The sequence below is a fragment of the Halomarina pelagica genome (assembly GCF_024228315.1).
Taxonomy (GTDB): Archaea; Halobacteriota; Halobacteria; order Halobacteriales; family Haloarculaceae; genus Halomarina; species Halomarina pelagica.
This window is the reverse complement of sequence record NZ_CP100454.1, coordinates 1,512,796-1,533,236: the sequence shown is the minus strand read 5'-3', so window position 1 is coordinate 1,533,236 and position 20,441 is coordinate 1,512,796. Positions and strand designations below refer to the sequence as shown.

Below are 20,441 nucleotides of genomic sequence, written 5' to 3'. Positions count from 1 at the left end.
GTGGTTGTTCTGATTCGATGTGGCTCAATTCGAATTCAGGCCAGCCGCCAACCCCAGCAGGCGATGCAGAGGGTTCTGAGTCCGCCAGGACCTTACAATCGGTCGGTGAAGCCATCCGGTATCGGGGCGCGATAGAATTGCCCGAGAGTAGCGTGCGTGCAAATGACCCTGGTGTCGTCCTCGACTTCTCGTCCCAACTCATTGGTTTCCCAATTCGTCATGGAACTCCGTTATACCTTTTCGATTATGTATATTACGCGTGAAAGTCACACTTACTGTATCTATCGCTACGAGGAGTTAGAAATGCGCGAGGAGGCAATTCGAACTCACTGTTTCACGTCCCGGTTAGATCACGTGATCGATAAGGGGGAACCGACCTCCCGGATGTACTTCTCCCCTGACTCACGGAGGGAACGTCGTGGTGACGCCCGACCTCGATAGCGCTTGACTTCATCGAGTGCCTCCTCGAAACTGATTCCCTCTTCACAAGCAAGTACCGTTGCAATCACTGCAGCACTTCGAGAGATGCCAACCTCGCAGTGGACTAATATAGTTTCATCACTGTGATAGTGAGCCCTCACTGCATCAACTGCCTGCTTGAACTGCTTATAGCTGAGAGAAGGCCCATCGACGAGGGGAATGAACTCGGTTGTCAGTGGCTGTTTGGATGAACTGACTGTGATAACGTGATCAAACTGAGTATCGACAACCCCTTGACGGGCGGCTCGAGTGCTGCCAAGATATAGCGAACGCTGACCAATCTGCTCGCAGGTCACGGGGTGTCGAAGAGCCATACTATTCTGTGCAGTAGTCGTGCTGCAACCCTCTTGAATCCTCCCCATATCCGTTTTTATATTGATTTGTGGTTGACGCTCCCTTGGCGGTCAACGGAGCAATCGATTCTCGCTCTCATTCCCTGCCTTCATCCTCGTCCCCGTCGCTCCCGCATGATCCACCCGCGTCCTCGTCCCACCTCGCCCGCTCACGCGCCGCCTCCGCCAGCGCCCGCACGTCCCCGACCGACTGCGGGCCGTCCTCGGTGACGAGCGTCACCGCCTCCGCGGGCGTCACGTCGAACGTCGGGACGTACGCCGACAGCGGCGCGTCGCCGTCGTAGATCGCCTCGCGTCCGCGGGACTCCAGGTCGGCGTCCGTCGCTGGGGCGACCTTGTCGGCGGCCGCGACGGCGTAGACCGGGATCCCCTCCCGACCGGCCGAAAGCGCCGCCGCGCGCGTTCCGACCTTGTTCACGACCCGCCCGTCCGCGAGCACCGAGTCCGCCCCGACGAGCACGGCGTCGATCGGTTCGTCCGCGAGCGCCTGCGCGACGGCGGCGTCCGGGAGGAGCGTCACGGTCGGGCCGTCCGCGTCGTCGTCCCCCGCGAGCGCCTCCGCCACCGCTACCCCCTCGCCGTCCGGGCGCGACTCCGCGACGTAGACCGCCGCCGGATCGGCGCGCGCGAGCGCCTCGCGGACCGTCCCCGACCGGGAGAGCGTGAGCACGCGCGCGCCCGAGACGAGTTCTGCGGCCTCGCGGGCGGCGTCCCCGTCGGCGGTCAGCGCCCGGTCGATGGCCGCCCGCGCGCGCTCCGCGACGGCGGTCGGGTCGCCGTCCGCCTCGGCGGCGACGCGGTTCACCCGGTTCGCGACGACCGTCATGCTCGGGCGGGCGTCGCGGAGGTCGCGGGCGAGCGCGGCGAGCGCCCCCCACTCGGCCTCGTCGCGCGCGACGGCCTCGGCGGCGCGGTCGCGGAGGACCTCGAGCGCCCGCACCGAGACGTACGCCGCCCCGTGGGTGCGGTCTTCGACCACCGTCTCGACCGTCGGCGCGACCGCCGCGTAGGACTGCCAGAGGTCGGGCACCGTCTCCCGTTGGAGGATCTCGGTGGGAGGTACCCACTCCCACTCGACCGTCTCGTCGTTGGTCGTCACGGCCCGCGAGTCGCAGTCGAAGAGGTAGGGGTGGACGACCCAGCGCACGTCGAGCGCCTCGTCGCGCACCTCGAAGGGATCGCCCCGCCGGACGAACGTCGCGGCGTCGAGCAGGCCCGTCTCCTCCTCGATCTCCTCGCGGACGAGCGCGTCGGGGTCGCCCTCGGCGTGCCCGGCGACGGTCCCCCACATGCCGGAGTACGACCCGACGGCGTCGCTCCGACGCAGCAGGAGGACGTCGCCCCCGTTGCGAAGGAAGCAGGTGACGACGTGCGTCTCGTCCATCGTTCCTCGTCGTGCCCCTGCGACCGCGAGCGGCTTATACTGTCTGCCGCACCCCGCCCTTCGGTCGAACCCCCCACCGTCCGGGAGACGGTGCGCTCGAACGGCGTGCGGCCGATACTATATACCGCTGGCGGGTGTCGCCCCTCACATGCGCATCGCCGTCATCAGCGACACGCACGTCCCCTCGCGCGCCGCGGAGATCCCCTCGTGGGTGCGCGACGAGGTACGGGCCGCCGATCACGTCGTCCACGCCGGCGACTTCGACTCGCGGGAGGCGTACGCGACGGTGGCGGACCTCGCCCCGGAGCTGACCGCCGTCAGGGGAAACATGGACCCCGTGATGTCCGACGCGGAACTGCCGGAGGTGGCGTCGGTCGAACTCGGCGGCGTCCGGTTCGTCGTCACGCACGGCACCGGCGACCTCGACACCTACCGCGAGCGCGTGGCGGGGATCGTCCGCGGTGGGGCCGACGGAGACGAGAGCGACGCCCCCGTCGTCGGCGTCTGCGGGCACACCCACCGGCTCATGGACGAGGTGGTGGAGGGCGTCCGCCTGCTCAACCCCGGGAGCGCCACCGGCGCGGATCCCGCGACGCACGCGACGATGCTCGTCGTCCGGGCGAAGGGCGGCGAGTACGAGGTGAGCGTCGAGGAGGGTCCCTGACCCGGCGGGTGTGCCACCGGGCGGTCGGGGCGGCGGACACCAGCGGTCGTCTCCGGTACCGCGCCCCTTTACGTTCCGGCCCGCCCAGGCACCGTCATGGAGGTGTTCGCGGTCCCCGACCTGCCCGAGATCCGCGCCGGCGACGACGTCGCCGCGCTCGTCGAGGAGCGCGTCGACCTGCGCGCCGACGACGTCGTCTGCGTCGCGAGCACCGTCGTCTCGAAGGCCGAGGGGCGGACGGTGAACCTCGAGAGCGTGACCGCGGGCGAGCGCGCCCGCGCGATCGCCGGGCGACTGGCGTCGATCACGGGCGAGTCGAAGGACCCCAGGTTCGCGCAGGTCGTCCTCGACGAGTCGAACGCGCTGCTGCTCGAAGCGCCCTTCCTCCTCGCGGAGACGCGCTTCGGGCACGTCACGGTCAACGCCGGCATCGACCGCTCGAACGTCCCCGAGGCGGACCTGCTCCTGCTCCCCGAGGACCCGAGTGCGAGCGCCGGGACGCTCTCGGGGGCGCTCGGCGTGCCCGTGATCGTCACCGACACGTGCGGGCGGCCGTTCCGCCACGGCCAGCGCGGCGTCGCGATCGGCTGGGCGGGGATGCCCGCCAGCCGCGACTGGCGCGGCGAGACCGACCGCGAGGGCCGGGAACTCGACGTCACCGTCGAGGCGGTCGTGGACGAACTCGCCGCCGCCGCCAACCTCGTCTCCGGCGAGGGCGACGGCGGCACCCCGGTCGTCGTGATCCGTGACTTCGAGTTCGGCGACCACGGCGGCAGCGACCTGCTGTTCCGCGCGCGGGAGGACGACCTCGTCAGGCAGGCCTTAGAGCGGTGGGAGTTTCCCGGATGAACTCGTCGATCGCACCGCCTCCGCGACCGTCCCCGCGCTCTACACCCCCCCACGACCCATGAGAGGAATCGAACTCACGCCCGAACACCCCGTTCCGCGGCTCGCCGACCTCGGCGCGCGGGCGGAGGCGGCGGGCTTCGACACGGTGTTCACGAGCTGTCACTACAACAACCGCGACCCGTTCCTCGCGCTCACCGAGGTGGCGCGGGCGACCGACGAGGTCCGCCTCGGTCCGGGCGTCGTCAACCCCCACGAGGTCCACCCGGTTCGGCTGGCCTCCGCGGTGGCGACGCTCGACGAACTCTCCGGCGGGCGCGCCGTCCTCGGGATCGGGCCGGGCGACCCCTCGACGCTCCGGAACCTCGGCCTGCTCGACGACCGCGGCCTGCGTCCCGTGCTCGAGGCGTTCGAGACCGCGCGGGCGCTCTGGCGCGGCGAGCGCGTCACCCGCGACGGGACGTTCGTCGCGACGGACGCGGGCCTGAACTACGAACCGCCGAGCGGGGACGGGATCCCGGTGTACGTCGGCGGCGAGGGGCCGCACATGTGCCGGATGGCCGCCAAGCGCGCCGACGGCCTCCTGTTCAACGGCTCGCACCCGGAGGACCTCGCGTGGGCGCGCGAGCAGGTCGAGATCGGGCTGGAGGACCGACCGGGCGGGCCGGACGGGAACGGCGGGTTCGACCTCGCCGCCTACGCGAGCGTGAGCGTCGCGGAGGACGCCGACGCCGCCCGCGAGGCGGCCCGCCCGCCGGCGGCGTTCATCGCGGCTGGCGCGGCTCCGCCGGTCCTCGACCGCCACGGGATCGACGCCGGGCGGGCGGCGGACGTCGGCGACGCCATCAGCGCCGGGCGGTTCGGCGAGGCGTTCGGGCTGGTCACCGACGCGATGATCGACGCGTTCAGCGCGACGGGGACGCCCGAGGCGGTCGGGGAGCGACTCGGGTCGCTCCTCGATCACGCCGACGGCGTGGTCGTGGGCGCGCCGCTCGGTCCCGACCTGGAGGCGGCGGTGGACCTCGCGGCGGCGGCGCTCGACCGGGCGGAAGGGGGATGAGGCGAGGATCGGGGGTTCGGGGTTCGATCAGTACCGCGGCTCGCGGTACTCCTGCTCGCGGCGCTCGACGGGGCCGCGGCCGGGCGTCGCGAAGTTGGCGATCGGTCGGACGAGCGCGCCGAAGACCAGGTAGCCGAAAAAGCCCATCGTGAAGGCGATGAGGAGCGCCCCCATCGCGAGCAGGACCGCCTGACCGACGCTCGCCGTCGCGATGTCCGCGAACCTCGCGCCGAGTTCGGGGACGCTCTCCAGCAGTCGAAGGAGCACGTTCTGCATACCTCCCACTTCGCCCGCTGGTACTTGGGTGTGTCCGTCCGCCACGGCTATACGTCGCCGGGCGAGAGATAGGGGCATGCAACGGGATCGCTCGCTCGACGAGTTCCTCGGCGAGTCGCCCTCCGCGTCCGCGTCCGCCTCCGACGCCGACGCCGAGACGCACGACGCGCCGGACGACGCGGGCGTGGACGCGGGGGACGTGGACACGGGGGACGCGGAAGCGACCGACGCGTCGGGGACCGCCGTCGGATCGCCGGAGGACGCCCTCGACGATTCGCCGTCCGCGCCGGACGGCCTCCCCGCCGGACTCCCCCTCCGCCCCGCCGCCGCGACGATGGCCTGGACACCCGGCGGCGCGCCCTGCGAGGCGTGCGAGGAGCGCGTCGAGCGGCGCTGGCGCGACGGGGATCGACTGGTATGCGAGGCGTGCAAGGAGTGGTGATCGTCTCCTCGTAGAACATTACGAAGTCGTCAAGTCCGTCGAAGGCGCAGTGTGGGACTCAATCTCGAGACGTACACAGGTCCCCCATCTCGGAGACGAACTGCTGGGTGCGAGCGAGGAGCGCGTCGACGTCCTCGTCGACGCTCCCGTAGCCGTAGTCGGCCCGCTTGCGGAGTTCGGAGAGGTCGTTGAGGAAGCGACCGCGCTCGCGCGGTACGTCGCCGGCGACGACGACCTCGGACCCGAACAGAGAGAGAACGCCCCCGTGGGAGCCGGGGTCGTGACTGCGGTCGTACAGGACGGCCTGGGCAGCGTGGAAGCAAGCGTAGTACAGTCGGTTGATGACGGCCGCGTCGGAGAGGTCCGCGTTCCGCGCGCCTTCGGCGTCCGCGAGCGCACGGTGGGCTTGCCGGAGTTCGTCTTCGACCGCTGCTTCCTCGGGGTCTTCCCCTTCGTCAGGCATACGAGCGCCCCTCGTCGATGACGTTCTCGATGAAGGGGTTTCCCTCGTTCCGGAACCGATCGAACTCGCGTCCCGAGAGGACGTGGAGTTCGACGACCGGCCCGTACTCGAGCATCACGTCGTAGGCGAGGTCGCGGAGAGCGTCGGCGGTCGCCTCCCGATCGGTGCTGTCGTCGAGGACGACGAGAACGTCGACGTCGCTAGCGAGACCGCGCGTCTCGCCACGGACGGTCGACCCGAAGACGTACAGTTCGCTGATCTCGCCTCCGAATCGGGAGCGGGCGCGGTCGACGAACGCCTCCGCTGCGAGGACGTGGGTGTCGGCCGACGGCGGCGAACTCGACGTTTCCCGCTCGCTCATGCGTCGGAGTACGCCCTTCGTGGTACTTTACGTTTCCCCGCCGGTGGCGCTGGCGCGACGGGGATCGACTGGTGTGCGAGCGTTGCAAGGAGTGGTGAGGTCAGGCGTAGACGATCTCGCCGACGAGATCGCGGTCGCGATTGCGCCGTAGTGCCGCGTCGACGCGTCGGACGAGTTCGCCGACCTCCTTCCCGTACTGTCCCACGTAGACGATCCCGGCGCGCTCCGCGTTCTCGTCGGCCGCGGCCAGCGAGAGGAAGTCGTCGTCGAACGTGAGCATGAGCCACCCGTTTCGCGTCGCACGTTGGAGGTGCTCTCATACGGACTGCTGTAGGTCGTTTACGTAGCGACCGCCAGCTTTCGGGCGATCGAAGCGGTAAAACAGTTACAGCAGTCCGTATCTATCGCTGTCCCCTACCGTCCCCTCGTCGTAGACCGTCGTCACGTCCCACCCCCGGCGACGGAGGCCCTCGACGACCGGTAGCCAGACGTTCTCGTCCGCGTACACCCTCATGCCGGAGCGGCGTCGGAATCGACCTCGACGTCGCGGAACTCGTCGATGTTCGCGTAGTAGTAGGCGAGTGCGGTGTGGACGTCCTCCAGCGTGAGAGCGGGATAGAAGCCGACGATCTCGTCCGGCGAGTACCCGCTGTGTTCGTAGGCGCTCGCGACGTTTATCACGCGGATACCGGTGTCGTCTATCGTCGGCGCGCCGCCGCTGTGTTTCGGGTCGCGGACGATCTCGGTCATGGGTCGGATTTGGTCGTATCTCGGTATAAACTCACGGTCGACTCGCGTCGAGCAGTGCGGACCGCGGTCGCGTTCAGCGTATTCGAGCGGCGCTGGCGCGACGGGGATCGACTGGTGTGCGAGGCGTGCAAGGAGTGGTGAGACGTGACGTGACGATTCGCCGACGAGATCGCGGAACGTGCTCCGACTCCGACGTGCGTTTCGATAACCTATCTCGCAGGATTCCTGTTCCAGCAGAATTACTTTGCTCCGTCGCGTGAGGGGCATGTGAGAGAACGCCTCGCCCGATATGATCGACGGAAAGTACTTGTTACATATGATACCATTCGGACGCAATGAGTGACAACGTGGCTGCCGACACGACGGTCGACGCGGACGACGTGGAGGCCGCCGGGGCCCTCGCACACCAGGTGACCGAGAACGTAGAGCGCGTCATCGTCGGTCACCCGGAGGCCGTCGAGCACATCGTGACGGCCGTGCTCGCCCGCGGGCACGTCCTGCTCGAGGACGTGCCGGGGGTGGGGAAGACGATGCTCGCGCGCGCGGTCGCGCGATCGGTCGACTGCTCGTTCAAGCGCGTCCAGTTCACCCCCGACCTCCTCCCGACGGACGTGACCGGCGTGAACGTGTTCAACCAGCAGACCCGCGAGTTCGAGTTCCGTCCCGGGCCGCTCTTCGCGAACATCGTCCTCGGCGACGAGATCAACCGCGCGCCCCCGAAGACCCAGTCGGCGCTCCTGGAGGCGATGGAGGAGACGCAGGTGACCGTCGACGGCGAGACCCACCCCCTGCCGGACCCGTTCGCGGTCATCGCGACGCAGAACTCCGTCGAGCGCGACCGCACCTACGAACTGCCCGCGGCCGAACTCGACCGGTTCATGAAGAAGCTCCACCTCGGTTACCCGGACGCCGTAGACGAGTCGGAGGTGCTCGCGCGCGTCGTCGGCGATCACCCCATCGAGGAACTCGACCCGGTCGCGACGGCAGAGGACGTGCGTTCGGCCCGGCGCGCCGTCTCCCGCGTTCGCGTCGAGGAGGACGTCCGCGCGTACGTCACCCGACTGGCGCGTTACACGCGCGAGCACGCCCAGCTCGGCGTGAGCCCTCGCGGTTCGATCTCCCTCCTGCGCGCCGCCCAGGCGCGAGCGGTCCTCGACGGCCGCGACTACGTGATCCCGGACGACGTACAGCGGGAGGCGGTCGTGACGCTCGTCCACCGCATCCGTCCGACGCCGGGGGGCGAGCGGACGGCCCGCGACGTCGTGGAGGCGGCGCTCGACTCGACGCACGTATGAGGCCGACGAAGCGCGGCGTCACGGTCGTCGCCGTCGCGGTGCTCGCGTTCGCCTTCGCGGCGACGTTCGGCCAGGAGGCGCTCAACGCCGTCGCCGCCCCGGCGCTCGTCGCCGTGCTGGCGGGGGCCGTCCAGATGCGCTCGGGCGGTCGTCCGACGGTCGAACGCGTCCTCCCCGCGCCGGGGTTCCCGGGCGACGAGCGGACGATGCGCGTCCGCGTCGACGCCGGCGGTCCGGCGACGGTGACCGACCGCCTCGGCTACGGACTCCGTCCCCGCGAGTCGACCCACGAACTCGCCGGCGCGACCACCGTCGAGTACGAGTTCGACCTCACCCGTCGGGGTGCCTACGACGTCGGACCGCTCGTCGTGACGACGTACGACGCCCTCGGGTTGTTCGAGCACACGTACCGATTCGCGACCGACGAGCGGATGCTCGTCTACCCCGAGGTCCGTCCCGTGACGCCGGCCGGCGCGTTCGCGGGCCTCGTCGACCGGACGGGGACGACCGAGCGCCACGCGTTCGACACCCTGCGCGAGTACGTCCCCGGCGACGCGCTCCGCGACATCCACTGGAAGTCGAGCGCGAAGCGAGGGGAGGAGTTCGTCGTCATGGAGTTCGCCGACGAGGACAGCGGGACGGTCGCCATCGCGTGCGAGGCCGCCGCGGGCGAGCGCGGGCGGAACGCCGACCGGATGGCGATGGCGACGGCCAGCATCGCGACGTACCTCCTCGATCGGGGGGTCGAGGTGGCGCTGACGACGCCCGGCGGTCACCTCGATCGCGGCCTCGGCGAGCACCACCGCCTCGCCGTCCTCGAACTGCTCGCGCGCACCCCGCCCGGCAGGGTCGACACGGCCGCCCTCGACCGCGCCGACGTTCGGGTCAGCGCCGACGCCCGCGGTCGGGTGACCGTCGACGTCCAGGGACGGACGACGTCGTTCGACGAGATCGCCGCCGACGGCGGGGTGGTGACGGCGTGAGCGGCCGGGCGCGGTCCGCGCTCGTCGGTCCCCGGGGAGTCGCCGTCGCGGCGATGGGCGTCCTCAGCGCGGCGTACCTGAGCGTCCTCTACGAGATCGTCGACGTCACCGGCGACCCGACGCTGTTCTTCGCCATCGTCGCCGGAGCGCTCGTCGCGGGCGTCGCGCTCGCGCGGGTGCTCCCCCCGATCGGCGGGCTCCTGCTCACCGCCCTCATCGCGGTCGTCGGCGGGTTGCTCTACCTGCCGACCGTCCCGAACACGTACGCTCTCGGCGATCAGGTGCGGTTCATCTGGGCCGACGTCGTCGCGCTGCTGACCGGGCTGTCCATCCTCCGCATCATCAACGCCGAGGTGTGGGCGCTCGCGGTCGCGCCGGTGCCCGTCTTCCTCTCGTGGTACCTGACGGCGCGGCGGCGCTACGCGTACGCGGCCGCCGTCGGCGGCGCGGCGCTACTGTTCTTCGTCCTCACGGGCGACGCGGGCGTCGTCACCGCGCTGTTCGGCGTCATCGCCGCCGCCGCCGTCCTGGGCGTCGGCGACCTCGATCGCCGCGGCGGCCGATTGGCCGACGCCGACGGGGTCGCGCTCGTCGTCGCGGCGATGGTCGTCCTCACCGTCTCGGCGAGCGTCGTCCCGACCGGCTCCGGCCAGCCCCTGCTCCCGACGAGGGGGCCCGACGCCGAGACCATCGAGGCGAGCCTGGTGAACGACGACGGCGAGTTCGCCCTCCAGGGGGCGATCAGCCTCAGTCCCGAGGTCCGCTTCACCGTCCAGAGCCAGCAGGGGAGCTACTGGCGCGTGGGTGCCTACGACCGCTACACGGGCGAGGGCTGGATCAGGACCGCCGAGTCCCAACCGTACAGCGCCAGCGCGCTCGATCCCCCGCCGGGACCGACGCGGACCGTCCGTCAGACGGTCACCGCCGAGGACGAACTGAACGTGATGCCGGCGGCGTGGAAGCCCGTCCGGATGTCGGGCTACTCGACGCGCGTCACCGAGTTCGGGGGGCTGCGGCCGGGCGACACGCTCACCCCGGGCGAGAACTACACGATCGTCAGTCAGGTCTCGACGGCCGACCCGGAACAGTTGCGCAAGGCGGGGACGGACTACCCGGAGGGGGTCCAGCAGCGGTTCACGCAACTGCCCGACAGCACGCCCGACCGCGTCGGGCGGTTCACCGAGCGGCTCACCGCGAACGCGGACAACCCCTACGACACGGCCCGGATCGTCGAGACCTACCTGGAGGAGGAAAAGGAGTACTCCCTCGACGTGCGCAGGCCGAGCGGCGACATCGCCGACGCGTTCCTCTTCGAGATGGACGCGGGCTACTGCACCTACTACGCGACGACGATGGTGACGATGCTCCGCTCGCAGGACATCCCCGCGCGCCTCGTGGTGGGCTACACCGCGGGCGAGCGCGTCGGGCAGAGCGAGTGGGTCGTCCGCGGGCTCGACGCACACGCGTGGGTCGAGGTCTACTTCCCCGAGTACGGCTGGGTGGCGTTCGACCCCACGCCCTCCGCGCCGCGGCAGGCGGCCGAACAGTCCAACCTCCGGGCGGCCCGCGAGAACGGGACGGCGAACGTCGACACCAACGAGACGCGCCCGACGCCGACGCCCACGCCGACCGAAAACGCGACGGACAACTCGTCCGCGACGCCCGCGCCGACCGAGAACGGGTCCACCCCGAACGGCACGACCGTTCCGCCGGGGGAGACGCCGGGGGGCGTCGCCGGTCCCGGTAGCCTCGACGACGCCGGTGGCGGCGGTGGCGGCGGTGGCGGCGACGAGGGCGACGGCGGGTTCCGGTTCACGCTCCCGACGCGCGAGCAGATCGCGCTCGGCCTGGTCGTCGCGGTGGGGCTGATCGCCGGGATCCGTCGAACCGGGCTCGCCGGGCGCGCCTACCGCGCCGTCTGGCTGCGCCGACAGCCGCGCACCGACGATCCGGCGGCGGACGTCCGTCGGGCGTTCGCGCGCCTCGAGTACCTCCTCGGACGGACGCGCCGCGCCCGGGAACCGGGCGAGACGCCGCGACAGTACCTCGAGACGTTGCCCGACGAACGGGCGCGTCGCGTCGGCGAGATCTACGAGCAGACGGTCTACGCCGGCCGGACGGATCGCGACCGCGCGGACGAGGCGATCGACCTCGTGGATCGGGTCGTGAGCGACGAGACGCGCCCGTAGGGTCGTTCGGTGCGCGTGTGTCACTCTCACGAACCGCTGACGGCCCCGCTCCGACCCGCGCGTTCCGCGTCTCCCGTTTCTCTTCCTGTGAGTCCCGACAACGTTTAATATGGGCATCGAGTAGTTCGCAATTGTAATGTCGGAAGTCTGCTCGACGTGTGGATTGCCCCAGGAACTCTGCGTCTGCGAGGACGTCGCCAGAGAGTCCCAGGAGATAAGCATCCGCATCGACGAGCGCCGATACGGAAAGGAGGTAACGGTCATCGAGGGGTTCGACCCTCGCGACGTGGACATGGACACGCTCTCCTCGGACCTGAAGTCGAAGTTCGCCTGCGGGGGGACGGTCGAGGAGGGCTCCATCGAACTCCAGGGTAACCACCGCGGACGGGTCGAGGACTTCCTCCGCAACAAGGGCTTCAACGTGGCCTGATACCGACTGTCGTCGTTCGTCTCCGGACGTCGCCGCGGGGTCGGCGACGACCGGGGAACGGGTACGACGGTCCTCGTGAGACGCCCGCGCTTTCTTCCGTCGTTCGCCGCCGATCAGCGACGACACCGCCGCCCCGTCGCTCCCGCCGGCCGCTCCCGCGTCGCGTTCGGAGCGCCCCCTCGCTCGCGTCGCGGCCGAGTACAGTTGCCGCCCCGTGACTTTCCGTCGTTTAGTGCACGACAGTTAATAGATCCCGCAGAGATGACAGTCCAATGCCATCAGATTCGCGGAGTGGAGCCACGCGGTCGCGAGCGGAGGCCTCGTCGGACTCCGGCGACGACCGCTCGCCGGAATCGATCGGGGTCTTCGCGCTCGTCGTGATCGCCGCGCTCGTCGTCGTCGCGGCGGCCGCCGCCGTCGCGCTCTGGACGCTCCCCGGTCTCCTCGGGGGGGCCGACGGCGGTCCGGGCGCGCCCGACGCCGGGGAGCCGGTCGACGCCTTCGTCGGAAACGAGACGCCCGCGGAGGGTCCGCCGTCGCCGCCGACCGCGTCCCCCTCCGACGATCGAACCGGCGAGCGCGAGCGCCTCTCGCCGAAGACCGCGTCGCCCGCGACCGAATCGACGTCGACGGCGACCTCGACGCCGTCGGGGACGCCCGAGTCGACCCCGACGCCCGCGCGGACGGCCACGCCGACGCCGGAACCGACGCCCGCCCCGCCCTCGGAACGGACGCCCGCCTCGTCCGAACCGTCCTCGCCGCCAGCGTCCCCGTCACCGTCTACCCCGTCTACGCCTTCCACGTCTCCCCTCCCGTCCGCGCCGGAGGTCCCCGACTTCCTCGACGGGGCGGACGAGGGGAGCCTCCTCGACGGGCACGACGGGGATCGTCGCGGCGGCTACGGCGAGAAGTGGGGCGTCCCCGAAGGTGAAGCAGCGGTCTCGACGAGCGACGGTCGGGACGGCGGCGCGGCCGGGGAACTCGAGTGGCAGAACGCGTCGAGCGAGAACACGCTCTGACTCGGTGCGCTTCCCGGTCAGAACGGCGCGTCGGGGCCCTCGCTCGTCGCCTGCGCTCCCTCCTCGGTCGCGTCCGTCGCGCCTGTCGCGTCGCTCCCGTTCCCTTCCGCGGTCTCGAAGCCGTAGTCCCACCCTTCCAGCCCCTCGCGGAGGCTCTCGACGGTCGCCTCGTTCGTCCCCTCGTAGGACTTGATGAGGCGGGCGGCCTGGACCGAGGACTGACCCATCGGACAGATCGTGACGATGTGGTCGGCCCCGTCGAGTTCCTCGATCCGTCGGGGGAGTTCCGCGAACGGGATGTTCTCGCTACCCTGGATGTGTCCCCGCTCGAACGCCGCCGAGGAGCGGATGTCGACGAGGCGGACGTCCGCCCCCTCGTCTACCAGCTCCTTCAGTTCGTCCACGGAGATCTCGTCGTCCATGCGCGTGGAGAGCGCCCCCGGCCAGATAAATCCTGAGTCGCGGGGCGTCGGTAGCGTTCGGATGCGTTCGTGAGCTATCCCGACGTTCGTTCTGCAGCCGCCCCTTTCAGTCCCACCCACCGCGGTGGTTCGACCAGCCACCGTGGGCGGCTTTCGAGGTGTCCTCGGTCACGGTCCTGGCACGTCATACCGTAATCTACGCGAGTTCACCGGGCACTGCGGCTCAGTCCAGAAGCCCCTCGCGCTCGGCGAGCAGGACGCCCTCGATCGTCGCGTCGTTCGCGGGGTCCTCGCGCACCCGGTCTACGACGCCGTCGATCGGCACGCGCGTCACCTCGATGAACTCGTTCGTGTCGAGCGCCCGCTCGGCGGGTTCGAGGTCGGCGGCGAAGACGTGGCCCCGGCGGTGGCGCAGCACGCCCGTCGAGACCCAGACCGCCTCCAGGAAGCGAACCGTCCCCGGCGCGTAGCCCGTCTCCTCGGTCAGTTCGCGGGCGGCGGCCCGCTCGTACGCCGCCGGGGGGACCGCCCCCTGCGGTTCGAGCGTTCCCGCGGGCGCGTCGTCCTCGGCGGCTCCACCGCCCCGGCGTCGGCGTTCCCGAGGAACGTCGTCCTCCTCCACGATGCCCGCGGGCAGCTCCAGACAGCGCTCGCGGATCGGCGGGCGGTACTGCTCGACCATCACGAGGTCGTCGCCGTCGCGGGCGACGACGACCGTCGCGGGCGGGAGTTCGGCCCAGTAGTAGCGCTTCTCGGTCCCGTCGGGCTGGCGCAGCAGGTCGTACCCGCCGGTGTACCAGCCCGTCTCGTACTCGACGACCGACTCGATGCGCTCCCAGTCGTCCGGGATCACGTCAGTGCGCCCCCCTGACGAGTTCCACCCGATAGACGGTCCCGCCGCTCGTGACGTAGGCGGTCGTCCCGTTCACCGCGCCGTCGCCGCTCGCCGCGTTCCCGTCGCGCTGGTCGAGTTCGTTCAGCTCGTCGAACGGCGAGTGGGTGAACGCCTCCTTGAACCCGGTCGGTCCCTCGTAGTACGCGGCCGACCGCCCGTCGGCGATCGCCTCGGTGGTGTAGGGGAAGCGCCGCTCGGAGAGGTCGGTGACGTCGACCGTCGGTCCCTCGTACGACGGTGCCTCGGTCGCCGTGAGGTAGTAGGGGTCGCCCGACCGGAGGTAGCTCGGCAGGGCCCCCAGCGCGAGCAGGAGCACGACGACGACCAGGATGCCGAGAACGAGGTTGCGGGTGATCCGCCTCACGCGAGGACCTCGCGGTAGTGCTCGGCGAAGGCGATGCGCCGCAGTGTGGCGACGGCGGCCGCCTCCTCGTTCTGGTAGGTAGTCGCGACGACGGTCCCCGCGAAGGGGACGACGTGCCAGGCGACGAAGTCGACCTCCTCGCTCCCGTGTCGCTCGAGCGTCTCCTCGCGCCCGTCGAGCCATGCGTCGAACGCCTCGCGGCTCCCGACGCTGACTTCGAGCAGGGAGGCGAACAGCGCGTCGCGCGCGGTGGCGATCACGTCGCCCGTGACGCGCTCCGCGTACTCCTCGCGGTCGAAGTCCATCGCGCGTGCCACCTCGCGGACGACCGTCTGCGCGGCGGGACCGCAGGACTCGTACGCCGACCGCGCGGCCTCGGGCGTCTCGGGGGCCAGCGTGCCCTCTGTGTGCATACCGGCGCTACTCGCGGCGCGCAGTTACGCGTTTTCGTCCCGCTCCCCGCCCTCGTCCGCCTCGTCGCGGCGCATCCGTTCGGTCAGTTCGCGCGCCTTCTCGAGTACGGTCCGCGTCTCGGCGTCCCGCGCCGGTGACCGCGCGCCGCCGGGCATCCGCCGACCGCGGTCGGGGGCGCGTCCCTCCGCGAACCCGCCCGGCGGCGTCTCGTCCTCGAACAGTCGCCCCGAGCGTTCGTGGTCGTGCTGGTGCTCGTCGTCTCCGCCCGTCGTATCTTCGAAGACCTGGGGGAACTCCTCCTCGTCGGCGAACCCGACGACGCGCTCGGCGAGTTCGGTCTCGCCCCGCTCCGACCAGCCGGGGACGTGTTCGTCGAGCCACGCCTCGTGGTCCCCGCCCCTGATCAGCGCCGTGAACGCGAGGTGGTTCGCGAGGTGGCGGGCGTCCGACTGCGGCGTCGCACACACCGGACAGGCGTATCCCATGTCCCCCGTAGCGCCGCGAGCGACAAAGCCGTGTTGCGTTCGCAGCGATCGTGCAGATCGTACCCCTCGCTACGACGGGCGAGCGCGGCAGTCGCGAGACGATCTGCGAACTGCCGCGTCGCACCCTCGTCAATACGGTACTCCCTCTCAGACAATTGTGTTAATATCACGTATATGGATTAATATTATATTGATCCATGGGATAGGGGCGTGCATGACCTGGAGGTGGGGATCGCCCCCGTCCACGACGTCGACCGGTCGAGCGCGTCCGAACCGTTCTTCGACCCCGAACCGACGCGACCGCGGGGGGGACTGACCGTGGCGACGAGCGAACCCGAGACGGTCCCGTCCGAGTCGGCCTCGGCGGCCGAACCCGAGTCGGCGCTGGCGACGGCGCGTCGGCAGTTGGAGCGCGCCGCCGCGCACCTCGACATCGACCCGAACGTCGTCGAGCGGCTCAAACATCCCCAGCGCGTCCAGCGCGTCTCGTTGCCGCTCGAACGCGACGACGGGAGCGTCCGGGTGTACACGGGCTACCGCGCCCAGCACGACAGCGTCCGCGGGCCGTTCAAGGGTGGCCTGCGCTACCACCCCGACGTGAGCGAGGAGGAGTGCATCGGGCTCGCGATGTGGATGACCTGGAAGTGCGCCGTGATGGACCTCCCCTTCGGCGGCGCGAAGGGCGGCATCGTCGTCAACCCGAAGGACCTCAGCGCCGAGGAGAAGGAGCGCCTGACCCGGCGCTTCGCCCAGGAACTGCGCGACGTCATCGGGCCGATGCAGGACATCCCCGCGCCCGACATGGGGACGGACGCCGAGACGATGGGCTGGTTCATGGACGCCTACTCGATGCAGGAGGGCGAGACCATCGCCGGCGTCGTCACGGGCAAGCCGCCGGTCATCGGTGGGAGCCTCGGGCGCGAGGAGGCCCCCGGCCGGAGCGTCGCCATCGTCGCCCGCGAGGCCTGCGACTACTACGACGTGCCCCTGGAGGACGTGACGGTCGCCGTCCAGGGGTTCGGCAGCGTCGGCGCGAACGCCGCCCGCGCGCTCGAGGACTGGGGCGCGACGGTCGTCGCGCTGAGCGACGTCAACGGCGCGATCTACGACCCCGACGGGCTCGACACGAACGACGTGATGGGCCACGACGAGCGCCCCGGGATGGTCTCGGGCTACGACGCCCCCGAGACGCTCTCGAACGAGGCGCTGCTCGAACTGGACGTTGACGTGCTCATCCCCGCCGCCGTCGGGAACGTCATCACGGAGGCGAACGCGGGCGACGTGCGGGCGGACATGGTCGTCGAGGGGGCGAACGGCCCGACGACGTTCGCGGCCGACGCGATCCTCGACGAGCGCGGCGTTCAGGTCGTACCGGACATCCTCGCCAACGCGGGCGGCGTCACCGTGAGCTACTTCGAGTGGCTCCAGGACGTCAACCACCGCGCGTGGTCGCTCGACCGCGTGAACGAGGAACTGGAGACGAAGATGCTCGACGCGTGGAACGACGTGCGCAGGACCTACGAGGCCGACGCGGACCTCACGTGGCGGGACGCAACCTACGTCGTCGGCCTCCAGCGCATCGTCGACGCACACACCGCGCGCGGACTCTGGCCGTAGGCGCTCGACTGATCGCACTCCGTCGGTGCGAGCAACGGGGTGACGTACCTGCCCCGAAAGGGGCGCGCTTTCCGCCCCGAACCCGTCACGCCCTCGGACGCGACCGATCTGTGGACCGCGATCCGCTAGACCGGGGGAAGAGTCGCGGAATACAGTAGCGAGAGCGTACCGACGACCGCGAGCGCGCCGAACGTGATCCGGGTCGTTTTGACGTTGAAACTGGTGGGTTCGACTGAATCGGGTGGAACACTCCTCCCGAGCAGTCGCCCCTGTTCCAGCCTCTGCGCAGTTCGATATGGATAGAAGAATCCGATCCAACCGACGACAGCGATGGTTGCGCTGAGGATCACACCGTAAACGAACGCCATTGTCCTATCGGGGGAATTCAGTCGGATTATCACTGTCGTACTGACTTTCGACGGGTCGGCCCGATTTAGCGCTCCCGGACCATGACGTACGCGCTCTCGCCGTTCCCGTAGTAGCGCGGCACCGTCCGGCGGTACTCGAAGCCGTGGCGACGGTAGAGCCGGATGGCGGGTTCGTTGCTCTCGCGCACCTCGAGTTTCACGTACCCCGCGCCGCGCCCCTCGACGACGGCGAGCGCGCGCCGGAGGAGGGCCGTCCCGACGCCGCGGCCCTGGTAGTCGGGATGGACCGCGAAGTCCTTCACGTGGCCGATGTCGCGGCCGAAGTTGGGCGTCACGTCCGCCACGACGTAGCCCGCGACCCGGCGGTCGGCCTCCGCGACGAGGAAGGCGGGTTCGCCGAGGAAACGCTCGAACGCCTCGTAGGGCCACGGCTGGGGGAACACCGCCCGCTCGATGCGGTAGATCTCGAGCAGGTCGGCCCGCGCGGCCGGTCGGATGGTCGGGGACGCACCGCCCCCGGGCGTCGCCTCCGTCACGGGGGAACTGACGCGCGCGATCGGTATGAGCTTCCGGGTTCCGGGGGCCGATCGCCGCGTGCCACCGGCGCAGCCGAGCGACCGTACCGCGAGCGAGTGCAACGAGCGAGCGGGCCGAGGAACCCCCGAGCGAAGCGAGGGGGTGACGCTGTGCTTTTGATCGAGCTTTTTCCAGGGAGTCCGCGAGCGACCGCGAAGCGTGTCGCTCGCAGGCGACCGCAGAAAAAGGTCGTGTTCAGTCGTCCGCGGGGGCCGCGCCGCCCGAGGACTCCTCGTACTGCTGTCTCGTGAGCGAGAGCTTGCCGCCGGCGGCGAGGATCTCGCGCTCGCGCTCGGAGGCGTCGAGGCTGGCCGTGAACTCCCAGTCGTCGTTCACGCGGACCGTGAACTCCTCCTGACCGGAGCTGACGGCCTCCGCGACGTCGTCGACGATCTCGACGTCGTCGCCCTGCTCGATCCGCTCGTAGGTCTCCTCGTCGATGACCAGCGGGAGGAGGCCGAAGTTGAACAGGTTCGCCTTGTGGATGCGCGCGAAGCTCTGGGCGAGGACGCCCTGGATCCCGAGGTACATCGGGCACAGCGCCGCGTGCTCGCGCGAGGAGCCCTGCCCGTAGTTCTCGCCGGCGACGAGGAAGCCGCCGTCGGACTCGAGCGCGCGCTCCGCGAACGTGTCGTCGACGCGCGAGAGGGTGAACTCGGAGAGCTTCGGGATGTTCGACCGGTACATCAGGATGTCCTGGGTCGCCGGGATGATGTGGTCGGTCGTGATGTTGTCCGTCATCTTCAGGAGGGCGGGACCGGCGAGTTCGGACTCGAGGGGGTCCTTGAGCGGGACGTCCCCGATGTTCGGTCCCTTCACGAGGCCGTCGTCGACGGCCTCGTCGGGCGCGATGAGGTCGACCTTCGAGCCGCTGTAGGCCTCGGGGAGTTCCGTGCCGGGGGCTTCGAGGTCGCCGAGTTCGTCGGCGAGGTCGCGCGGATCGACGATCTCGCCCGCGATGGCCGCCGCGGTGGCGACCTCGGGCGAGCAGAGGTAGACGTTGTCGTCCTCGATGCCCGAGCGGCCCTCGAAGTTGCGGTTGAACGTGCGCAGGCTGACGGAGTCGCTGGCCGGGACGTGGCCGATCCCGATGCAGGCCCCGCAGGTGGCCTCAGAGAAGTTGACGCCGGCGGCCATGAGTTCTGCGACCCAGCCCTCGCGGGCGAGCAGTTCGGAGGCCTGCTTCGAGCCGGGGGCGACGATCATGTCGGTCTTCTTGTCGACCTCGCGGCCCTCGAGCATCTTCGCGGCCGGGAGGATGTCCTCGTAGCCGCCGTTCGTACAGGAGCCGATGATGACCTGGTCGACGGACTGGCCGGCGACCTCGCGGACGGGCACGACGTTGTCGGGCATCGACGGCTGGGCGATGAGCGGTTCGAGGGAAGAGAGGTCGATGACGAGTTCGTCGTCGTACTCGGCGTCCTCGTCGGGGCCGATCTCGACGAACTGGTCGCCGCGGCCCTGACGCTCGAGGTAGTCCTTCGTCCGCTCGTCGGTCGGGAAGACCGAGGAGGTCGCGCCGAGTTCCGTCCCCATGTTGGTGATGGTTGTGCGCTCGGGGACCGAGAGCGACTCGACGCCGGGTCCGGTGTACTCGAAGATCTTCCCGACACCGCCCTTCACGGTGAGCCGACGGAGCATCTCGAGGATGACGTCCTTCGCGGTGGCCCACTCGGGGAGCTCACCCTCGAGGCGGACGTTGACGACCTCGGGCATCTCGATGTAGTACGCGCCGCCGCCCATCGCGACGGCGACGTCGAGGCCGCCGGAGCCGATGGCGAGCTGGCCCAGCCCGCCGGGGGTCGGGGTGTGAGAGTCGGAGCCGAGGAGCGTCTTGCCGGGCGCGGCGAAGTTCTCCTTGTGGACGTTGTGACATATACCGTTGCCGGGGCGGGAGAAGTGCGCGCCGAAGGTGCCCGCGGCCGAGCGGAGGAAGCGGTGGTCGTCCGTGTTCTTGAAGTCGAACTGGTAGGTCTGGTGGTCGCAGTACTGGGCCGCGAGTTCGGTCTGGACCTCGTCGAGGCCGAGTGCCTCGAACTGGAGCCAGACCAGCGTGCCCGTCGTGTCCTGCGTGAGCACCTGATCGATTTCGATGCCGATCTCCTCGCCGGTTTCGAGTTCCCCCTCGACGAGGTGGTCGGCCAAAATCTTCTCAGTGAGCGTCTGTCCCATATCACCCGAAGATCCCTTCCGTGGAGATATAAATCCCGCGTGTTCGGCCAGCTTTGCGTTAGTACGGCCCAAAACCCTCGAATTCTGCACTTTCAGACCATCTCTTTCCGCGAATCGTCCACGAACGATGACG

Annotated in this window: 25 protein-coding genes; 10 read left to right on the top strand and 15 right to left on the bottom strand. The window is 69.9% G+C overall.

The genetic code is table 11. The features are described from left to right. Window positions 1-350: 350 nt before the first annotated feature. The gene (locus tag NKI68_RS23780; RefSeq protein WP_368410938.1) at window positions 351-794 is read right to left on the bottom strand and encodes a dual specificity protein phosphatase family protein; all 444 of its coding nucleotides are present in this window, start codon (window positions 792-794) and stop codon (window positions 351-353) included. Window positions 795-909: 115 nt separating this feature from the next. Then, on the bottom strand, window positions 910-2,217 hold the full coding sequence (locus tag NKI68_RS07965) for an eIF2B alpha/beta/delta subunit family protein (RefSeq protein ID WP_254546183.1): 1,308 nt from the start codon (window positions 2,215-2,217) through the stop codon (window positions 910-912). A gap of 148 nt (window positions 2,218-2,365) precedes the next feature. Here NKI68_RS07965 and NKI68_RS07960 point away from each other — a divergent pair, with 148 nt between their 5' ends. From NKI68_RS07960 to NKI68_RS07950, 3 genes are all read left to right on the top strand, one after another. After that, window positions 2,366-2,881, top strand: coding sequence for a metallophosphoesterase family protein (locus NKI68_RS07960; RefSeq protein WP_254546182.1), 516 nt, complete (start codon window positions 2,366-2,368; stop codon window positions 2,879-2,881). Window positions 2,882-2,977: 96 nt separating this feature from the next. Continuing rightward, a complete protein-coding gene (locus tag NKI68_RS07955; protein ID WP_254546181.1) occupies window positions 2,978-3,730 on the top strand; it encodes a coenzyme F420-0:L-glutamate ligase in 753 nt (250 codons plus the stop codon). 58 nt (window positions 3,731-3,788) lie between these two features. After that, the gene (locus NKI68_RS07950) at window positions 3,789-4,787 is read left to right on the top strand and encodes a 5,10-methylenetetrahydromethanopterin reductase (RefSeq protein WP_254546180.1); all 999 of its coding nucleotides are present in this window, start codon (window positions 3,789-3,791) and stop codon (window positions 4,785-4,787) included. A gap of 27 nt (window positions 4,788-4,814) precedes the next feature. Here NKI68_RS07950 and NKI68_RS07945 read toward each other — a convergent pair whose 3' ends face one another. Then, window positions 4,815-5,063: a DUF8024 family protein gene (locus tag NKI68_RS07945; protein WP_254546179.1), complete on the bottom strand. Its 249-nt coding sequence runs from the start codon at window positions 5,061-5,063 to the stop codon at window positions 4,815-4,817. Between the two features lie 76 nt (window positions 5,064-5,139). On the opposite strand from NKI68_RS07945, the gene NKI68_RS07940 reads away from it, so the two are divergent. Then, a complete protein-coding gene (locus NKI68_RS07940) occupies window positions 5,140-5,505 on the top strand; it encodes a DUF7573 domain-containing protein (protein WP_254546178.1) in 366 nt (121 codons plus the stop codon). Window positions 5,506-5,563: 58 nt separating this feature from the next. Here the strand turns inward: NKI68_RS07940 and NKI68_RS07935 are convergent, their stop codons facing one another. From NKI68_RS07935 to NKI68_RS07915, 5 genes are all read right to left on the bottom strand, one after another. Then, a complete protein-coding gene (locus NKI68_RS07935; protein WP_254546177.1) occupies window positions 5,564-5,968 on the bottom strand; it encodes a HEPN domain-containing protein in 405 nt (134 codons plus the stop codon). Further along, entirely contained in the window at window positions 5,961-6,329 is a 369-nt protein-coding gene (locus tag NKI68_RS07930; protein WP_254546176.1) for a nucleotidyltransferase domain-containing protein, read from the bottom strand. Before NKI68_RS07930 ends, NKI68_RS07935 begins: the two co-directional genes overlap by 8 nt. A 100-nt stretch (window positions 6,330-6,429) precedes the next feature. Next, a complete protein-coding gene (locus NKI68_RS07925) occupies window positions 6,430-6,609 on the bottom strand; it encodes a hypothetical protein (RefSeq protein WP_254546175.1) in 180 nt (59 codons plus the stop codon). A 105-nt stretch (window positions 6,610-6,714) separates the two neighbouring features. Then, a complete protein-coding gene (locus NKI68_RS07920) occupies window positions 6,715-6,843 on the bottom strand; it encodes a DUF5615 family PIN-like protein (protein ID WP_254546174.1) in 129 nt (42 codons plus the stop codon). Then, on the bottom strand, window positions 6,840-7,079 hold the full coding sequence (locus tag NKI68_RS07915; RefSeq protein WP_254546173.1) for a DUF433 domain-containing protein: 240 nt from the start codon (window positions 7,077-7,079) through the stop codon (window positions 6,840-6,842). The genes NKI68_RS07920 and NKI68_RS07915 overlap by 4 nt, the downstream gene beginning before the upstream one ends. A gap of 335 nt (window positions 7,080-7,414) precedes the next feature. Between NKI68_RS07915 and NKI68_RS07910 the strand changes: the two genes are divergently transcribed. The 5 genes from NKI68_RS07910 (at window position 7,415) to NKI68_RS07890 (ending at window position 12,995) form a co-directional block, all read left to right on the top strand. Then, the gene (locus NKI68_RS07910) at window positions 7,415-8,374 is read left to right on the top strand and encodes an AAA family ATPase (RefSeq protein WP_254546172.1); all 960 of its coding nucleotides are present in this window, start codon (window positions 7,415-7,417) and stop codon (window positions 8,372-8,374) included. Then, window positions 8,371-9,357, top strand: a complete 987-nt coding sequence (locus tag NKI68_RS07905; RefSeq protein WP_254546171.1) for a DUF58 domain-containing protein — start codon at window positions 8,371-8,373, stop codon at window positions 9,355-9,357. The genes NKI68_RS07910 and NKI68_RS07905 overlap by 4 nt, the downstream gene beginning before the upstream one ends. After that, the gene (locus tag NKI68_RS07900; protein ID WP_254546170.1) at window positions 9,354-11,546 is read left to right on the top strand and encodes a transglutaminase TgpA family protein; all 2,193 of its coding nucleotides are present in this window, start codon (window positions 9,354-9,356) and stop codon (window positions 11,544-11,546) included. The genes NKI68_RS07905 and NKI68_RS07900 overlap by 4 nt, the downstream gene beginning before the upstream one ends. 136 nt (window positions 11,547-11,682) lie before the next feature. Continuing rightward, window positions 11,683-11,976, top strand: coding sequence for a stress response translation initiation inhibitor YciH (yciH, locus tag NKI68_RS07895; protein ID WP_254546169.1), 294 nt, complete (start codon window positions 11,683-11,685; stop codon window positions 11,974-11,976). A gap of 272 nt (window positions 11,977-12,248) precedes the next feature. Then, window positions 12,249-12,995: a hypothetical protein gene (locus NKI68_RS07890; protein ID WP_254546168.1), complete on the top strand. Its 747-nt coding sequence runs from the start codon at window positions 12,249-12,251 to the stop codon at window positions 12,993-12,995. Between the two features lie 17 nt (window positions 12,996-13,012). On the opposite strand, the gene NKI68_RS07885 is transcribed toward NKI68_RS07890, so the two are convergent. The 5 genes from NKI68_RS07885 to NKI68_RS07865 form a co-directional block, all read right to left on the bottom strand. Beyond that, on the bottom strand, window positions 13,013-13,417 hold the full coding sequence (locus NKI68_RS07885; protein ID WP_254546167.1) for a rhodanese-like domain-containing protein: 405 nt from the start codon (window positions 13,415-13,417) through the stop codon (window positions 13,013-13,015). Window positions 13,418-13,640: 223 nt separating this feature from the next. Next, window positions 13,641-14,267, bottom strand: coding sequence for an NUDIX hydrolase (locus NKI68_RS07880; protein WP_254546504.1), 627 nt, complete (start codon window positions 14,265-14,267; stop codon window positions 13,641-13,643). Between the two features lie 4 nt (window positions 14,268-14,271). Continuing rightward, window positions 14,272-14,676, bottom strand: coding sequence for a hypothetical protein (locus NKI68_RS07875; RefSeq protein WP_254546166.1), 405 nt, complete (start codon window positions 14,674-14,676; stop codon window positions 14,272-14,274). Further along, window positions 14,673-15,089, bottom strand: coding sequence for a DUF5809 family protein (locus NKI68_RS07870; RefSeq protein WP_254546165.1), 417 nt, complete (start codon window positions 15,087-15,089; stop codon window positions 14,673-14,675). The genes NKI68_RS07875 and NKI68_RS07870 overlap by 4 nt, the downstream gene beginning before the upstream one ends. Window positions 15,090-15,113: 24 nt before the next feature. Beyond that, window positions 15,114-15,575, bottom strand: coding sequence for a DUF5810 domain-containing protein (locus NKI68_RS07865; protein WP_254546164.1), 462 nt, complete (start codon window positions 15,573-15,575; stop codon window positions 15,114-15,116). 312 nt (window positions 15,576-15,887) lie between these two features. Between NKI68_RS07865 and gdhB the strand changes: the two genes are divergently transcribed. Beyond that, the gene (gdhB, locus tag NKI68_RS07860; RefSeq protein ID WP_438267814.1) at window positions 15,888-17,192 is read left to right on the top strand and encodes a glutamate dehydrogenase GdhB; all 1,305 of its coding nucleotides are present in this window, start codon (window positions 15,888-15,890) and stop codon (window positions 17,190-17,192) included. A gap of 433 nt (window positions 17,193-17,625) precedes the next feature. Here gdhB and rimI read toward each other — a convergent pair whose 3' ends face one another. Beyond that, window positions 17,626-18,096: a ribosomal protein S18-alanine N-acetyltransferase gene (gene rimI, locus NKI68_RS07855; RefSeq protein ID WP_254546163.1), complete on the bottom strand. Its 471-nt coding sequence runs from the start codon at window positions 18,094-18,096 to the stop codon at window positions 17,626-17,628. Between the two features lie 235 nt (window positions 18,097-18,331). After that, the gene (locus NKI68_RS07850) at window positions 18,332-20,308 is read right to left on the bottom strand and encodes an aconitate hydratase (protein WP_254546162.1); all 1,977 of its coding nucleotides are present in this window, start codon (window positions 20,306-20,308) and stop codon (window positions 18,332-18,334) included. Window positions 20,309-20,441: the final 133 nt, after the last annotated feature.